A 5,768-nucleotide genomic window follows, 5' to 3' on the forward strand; every position below is an offset into this window, starting at 1 on the left:
TCGTAGCGGTGGGGACGACGGCCGTGCGGGCCGTGGAGTCGGCGGCGGGGGCGGACGGGGTCGTCCGCGCGCGTGCGGGGTGGACGGACCTTGTCGTCACTCCTGAGCGTGGGGTGCGGGTGGTGGACGGGCTGCTGACGGGGCTGCACGAGCCGGAGGCCTCACATCTGCTGATGCTGGAGGCGGTGGCCGGGCGGGCGGCGATCGACCGTGGGTACGAGGAGGCACTGCGCGGTTCGTACCTGTGGCACGAGTTCGGGGACGTGCATCTCCTCCTGCCGGAGGACCCCGCTCACACAGAGCATTGCGTCAGCAACTGCTGGTGAGAAAACCTCCGCGCTCCTGTGAGCCCGCACATAGGGCGCACATCACGTACTAAGGACACTAGGAGTCAAAAGGGACCCGCCTGAACGGGACAGACGGCCTGATCTGTCCCGTTTTGCCCTTACCCGATCCACTACCCGACTTAGTACGTCACACCTTTGCCTGGGCATTTTGCGGCCGCTAACAATGGCTCTCGTCGCTCAGCGCCGCGGGTTTCTCCCCGCGGCGTTCGTGCCGAAAGCACCCGCCGCCGGACGACGAGAGCGACCTCCGTCTACTCGAAGAGGTCCCTTCCGCCATGCCCAAGAACACTCACAAGATCGCGATCGCTGGTGTCGCCACCCTCGGCGCCGCCGCCATCGCCTTCACCGTGGTTCCGGCCGACGGTCAGACGACCACCACGGACTCCCTCTCCTCGTCCCGCGTGGCCTACAGCTCCGGCCAGGTGCGTGACGTCAAGGCCAGCGTGACCGACCAGCTCGCCGTCTCCAGCCTGAAGGTCGAGGCCATCGAGGCCAAGAAGAAGGCCGCCGCCGACGCGGTGGCCGCGAAGAAGAAGGCGGCTGCCACGGCCGCGGCGAAGAAGAAGGCGGCTGCCGCCGCCGCGAAGAAGGCCGCCGCCGCGCGCAAGGCCAAGGCCGCCGCCGCGAGCCGGTCCGCGAACCGTCCCGTGGTCAAGCAGGTCGTCGTCAAGAGCTACCCGAACAACCTTGACGGCTGGATCCGCGAGTCTCTCGCCATCATGAAGAAGAAGGGCATCCCGGGCTCCTACCACGGGCTGCACAAGAACATCATCCGCGAGTCCTCGGGCAACCCGAAGGCCATCAACGACTGGGACATCAACGCCATCAACGGCATCCCGTCGAAGGGCCTGCTCCAGGTGATCCCGCCGACCTTCAAGGCGTACCACGTCCCGGGCACGTCCTGGAACATCTACGACCCGATCGCCAACATCACCGCCGCCGCCAACTACGCGGCCGACCGGTACGGGACGATCGACAACGTCAACAGCGCGTACTGAGCGTCCTGAGTACCGCAGAGACCCCCACGCGCCGAAGGGCGGCACCCCTGACCGGGGTGCCGCCCTTCGGCGTCGCAGGACCGCTCGCGACTACTTGCGCATGACCTCGGGCTCGTGGCGGCGCAGGAAGCGGGCCACGAAGAAGCCGCAGATCACGCCGAGGACGAGCAGCGCGGCCATGTCCATGCCCCAGGCGCCGACGGTGTGCTCCCACAGCGGGTCGGCGTCGCCGCCGTCCGCGGGCGGACTGATCTTGTTGAAGTCCAGCGTGGCGCCGGCCGCGGCGACCGCCCAGCGCGACGGCATCAGGTACGAGAACTCGTTGACGCCGACCGCGCCGTTCAGCGAGAACAGGCAGCCGGTGAACACGACCTGGATGATCGCGAACATGACCAGCAGCGGCATGGTCTTCTCGGCCGTCTTCACCAGCGAGGAGATGATCAGTCCGAACATCATCGAGGTGAAACCCAGCGCCATGATCGGGATGGACAGCTCGACCATGGTGGCGGTGCCGAGGACCAGGCCCTGTGCCGGGATCTCCCGGCTGGAGAAGCCGATGACGCCGACCAGCAGGCCCTGGAGCACGGTGATCACACCGAGCACGAACACCTTCGACATCAGGTACGCCGAGCGCGACAGGCCGGTCGCGCGCTCCCGCTCGTAGATCACTCGTTCCTTGATCAGCTCGCGGACGGAGTTCGCCGCGCCCGCGAAGCAGGCGCCGACCGCGAGGATCAGCAGGACCGTGGTGGCCGTGCCGTTGGGGATGATCCGGCCGGACTTGGGATTGACCGGGTTGGGCAGCAGGCTGTTGCCGGAGTCGATGAGGAGGCTCACCGCGCCCAGCACGGCCGGCAGGATCACCATCAGGCCGAGGAAGCCCTTGTCGGAGACGATCACCGACGTGTAGCGGCGCACCAGTGTGACGAACTGGGACATCCAGCCCTGCGGCTTCGGCGGCTTCATCGCCTGCATGGGCGTCATCGATACGGGCTGCGGGGCGATGGCGTCGAGGTCCGCGGCGTACATCTGGTAGTGCTGCGAGCCCTTCCAGCGGCCCGCCCAGTCGTAGTCGCGGTAGTTCTCGAAGGCGGAGAAGACGTCGGCCCAGGTGTCGTAGCCGAAGAAGTTCAGGGCCTCCTCGGGCGGGCCGAAGTAGGCGACGCTGCCGCCGGGCGCCATCACGAGCAGCTTGTCGCAGATCGCCAGCTCGGCCACCGAGTGGGTGACCACCAGGACCGTACGGCCGTCGTCGGCGAGGCCGCGCAGCAACTGCATGACATCGCGGTCCATGCCCGGGTCGAGGCCCGAGGTCGGCTCGTCGAGGAAGATCAGCGACGGCTTGGTCAGCAGCTCCAGGGCGACCGACACCCGCTTGCGCTGGCCACCGGAGAGGGAGGTGACCTTCTTCTCCTTGTGGATGTCCAGCTTCAGTTCGCGCAGCACCTCGTCGATACGGGCGTCGCGTTCGGCGGCCGTGGTGTCGGCCGGGAAGCGGAGCTTGGCCGCGTACTTGAGGGCCTTCTTGACGGTCAGTTCCTTGTGCAGGATGTCGTCCTGCGGGACCAGACCGATGCGCTGGCGCAGCTCGGCGAACTGCTTGTAGAGGTTCCGGTTGTCGTAGAGGACGTCACCCTCGTTGGCGGGCCGGTAGCCGGTCAGCGCCTTGAGCAGGGTGGACTTGCCGGAGCCGGACGGGCCGATGACCGCGATCAGCGACTTCTCCGGGACGCCGAAGGAGACGTCCTTGAGGATCTGCTTGCCGCCGTCGACCGTCACCGTCAGGTGGCGCGCCGAGAAGGAGACCTCACCGGTGTCGACGAACTCCTCGAGGCGGTCGCCGACGATCCGGAACGTCGAGTGGCCGACGCCGACGATGTCGGTGGGGCCGAGCAGCTGCGAGCCGCCCTTGGTGATCGGCTGGCCGTTGACGTACGTGCCGTTGTGCGAGCCGAGGTCGCGGATCTCCATGCGCCCGTCGGGCGTCGAGTGGAACTCGGCGTGGTTGCGCGAGACCTGGAGGTCGGACACGACCAGGTCGTTCTCCAGGGCACGGCCGATGCGCATGACGCGGCCGAGGGAGAACTGGTGGAACGTGGTCGGGCTGCGGTCGCCGTAGACCGGCGGCGCCCCCGCGCCGACGCCGGGCCCCTGCTGCTGCGGGACGGGCGCGTCGACCTTCCGCGGCGGCTCCCATCCGGGCTGCGGCTGCTGCGGCATCTGCGGCTGCTGCACCTGCGGCTGTGGAGCCTGCGGCTGGGGCGGAGCCTGCTGCGCCCAGCCCGCGTTGGCGCCCTGCGCGGCGTACGGCTGCTGCGCCTGCGGCTGCTGCTGTGCGACGGCCGCCTGCGCGCCGGAGAGGTTCAGGCGCGGGCCGTCGGTGGCGTTGCCCAAGTGCACCGCCGAGCCGGGCCCGATGTCCACCTGGTGGACGCGCTGGCCCTGTACGAACGTTCCGTTGGTGCTGCCGTGGTCCTCCAGTGTCCAGCCACGGCCGTTGAAACTGACCGTGGCGTGACGCCAGGAGACCCTGGCGTCGTCGAGGACGACGTCCCCCTGCGGATCCCGTCCGAGGGTGTATGACCTGGACGGATCGAGCGTCCAGGTGCGTCCGTTCAATTCCAGTACGAGTTCCGGCACTCCATGCCCCACTGAGTAGTCCCCCGAGTTACCCCCATCACAGGGAGTCTAGGGATGTCGAACATCGTCGGGAACTATTTCAGGCCCGGCCCCCTGACCGAAAGTCGGGCCTTGCGTAGACGGCCCGCCGAGGTCGCGCGGTCTCATCGGCCGTTGCCGTTGACGGGGTTGAAACCGGGCCGGAGAGTGGTAAACGCACGCGAGGGGGACGGAAGCGGTGATCTTCACCGCTCCGCGCCGCGGATCGGGGGGTCTGCATGAGTGCCGGCACGAGCGTCGACGACAGCGGGAGCACGGCGTACGGCCAGGGTGTGCCGTGGCTGGACGTGCTGCTGTCCGCGATCGCCGCGGTGAGCTGGGCGTTGATCGGGATGGCGGGGACGGCGGCGCTCGGCCTGCATCTGCTGGGGGCGGACACCGCGGGTTCGCTGGGCCCGATGACGGCGGCGGTCGTGGCGCTCGGGGCCGGCGGCTCCGTGACGCCGTCGGGCGATGTGTCCTCGTTCGGACTGACGGGCGCGGAGGCGCACACGGCCATCGACATCGCGCCACTGGGCGTGAGCCTGGCCGGAGCGCTGCTCCTGTCGTGGTTCTTCCTACGGTCCTTGCGGACGGCCGGAGTTGTGGTCGCACCGGCCGAACTCCTGGCGCGCGCGGGCACGGTGGTCGCGCTGTTCACCGCCATGATGGGCGGGCTGGCCTGGGCAGGGCACGATGTCATCACGATCGACGGCGGATCGCTGGGCCTGGACGACGTGCCCGGCGGGGGCGGCGGCGTCGAGGTCCCCGGGCTGGGCGATCTCGGCGACATCGGCGGGCTGCTGCCCGACCGGCTCGGGGATCTGGTCGACGCGCGGGCGGCGGTCGGTTTCACCGTGGACACGGCCGCGACGCTGCTCGGCGGGCTTCTCTGGTCGGCGGCGGTGCTGCTGATCGCCCTGCTGGCCTCCCGCCGTACGCCGCTGCCGCCGGGCTGGGACGCCGTACACCGGGTGGTACGGCCCGCCGTGTCCGCCGTCGTCACGGTGCTGCTGGTCGCGGTGGCCGCCGGGTTCGCTGCGGCGGGGTACGCGGCGATCGGTGACGACCACCCGAAGCGGATCGCGGGCGCGGCCCTCCTCGGGGCGCCCAACGGGGTGTGGCTGGGCGTGGACGTCGGCCTGTTCGTGCCGTGGGACGGCAGGGCGACGGGTGTCCTGACGCGGGTGCTGCCGGATCCGCTCGACGACGTGCTGGGCGCCGGCTCCGACCAGTCGGTGACGCTGGGGCGGCTGGCCGAACTGGACGGCCGCGTATGGCTGTTGGCGGTCGCTGCGGCGGCGATGATGCTGCTGGCGGGGGTGTTGACGGCGGTACGGAGCCCGGTGGGACCGGTGCGGGCGGGTGCGGCGGATCCCGGTTCCGGTGCGGTGCGCGGCACGGGGGTCGCCGGTTTCGCCGGGTGGTGCGCGGTGCGGCTGGCAGTGGTGACCGCGCTGGCGCTGCCCCTGCTCGCCCTGCTCGCGGACGTGTCCGTCGACGCCTCCCTGTCGGTGCTCGGGTTCGACGCCTTCGGCGCGGGCGTGGAGTTGCACGGGCAGCCCGGCATGGCGCTGCTGCTCGGCGCCGCGTGGGGCGCGGGTGCGGGGGCGGCCGGTGCGCTGCTCGCCCGCGCGACCGGGGCGGCGGGAACATGGGCGACGGCGTTGGCACTGCGTGACACCGCCGCGGGGCGCGAGGAGTCGGTCCCGGTACCTGGACCGGTCGGGCAGCGTCCGTACGAGCACGGTCCGGGGCGGACGGC

Annotated in this window: 4 protein-coding genes; 3 read left to right on the plus strand and 1 reads right to left on the minus strand. The window is 70.2% G+C overall.

All coding sequences use genetic code 11. The features are described 5' to 3' along the window. Positions 1–326: S-adenosylmethionine:tRNA ribosyltransferase-isomerase (locus BZL64_RS28215; protein WP_143663334.1), on the plus strand; the 326-nt coding region annotated here is incomplete at its 5' end. A 296-nt stretch (positions 327–622) separates the two neighbouring features. Further along, the gene (locus BZL64_RS28220) at positions 623–1,345 is read left to right on the plus strand and encodes a transglycosylase SLT domain-containing protein (protein ID WP_086771996.1); all 723 of its coding nucleotides are present in this window, start codon (positions 623–625) and stop codon (positions 1,343–1,345) included. Positions 1,346–1,435: 90 nt separating this feature from the next. On the opposite strand, the gene BZL64_RS28225 is transcribed toward BZL64_RS28220, so the two are convergent. Next, positions 1,436–3,985 (minus strand): FHA domain-containing protein, encoded by a 2,550-nt coding sequence (locus tag BZL64_RS28225; protein WP_208639536.1) that lies wholly within the window; start codon positions 3,983–3,985, stop codon positions 1,436–1,438. Between the two features lie 257 nt (positions 3,986–4,242). Here BZL64_RS28225 and BZL64_RS28230 point away from each other — a divergent pair. After that, a partial coding sequence (locus BZL64_RS28230) for a streptophobe family protein (protein ID WP_244205522.1) occupies positions 4,243–5,768 on the plus strand: 1,526 nt, incomplete at its 3' end.

This window comes from Streptomyces bobili (assembly GCF_002154575.1).
Lineage (GTDB): Bacteria > Actinomycetota > Actinomycetes > Streptomycetales > Streptomycetaceae > Streptomyces > Streptomyces bobili.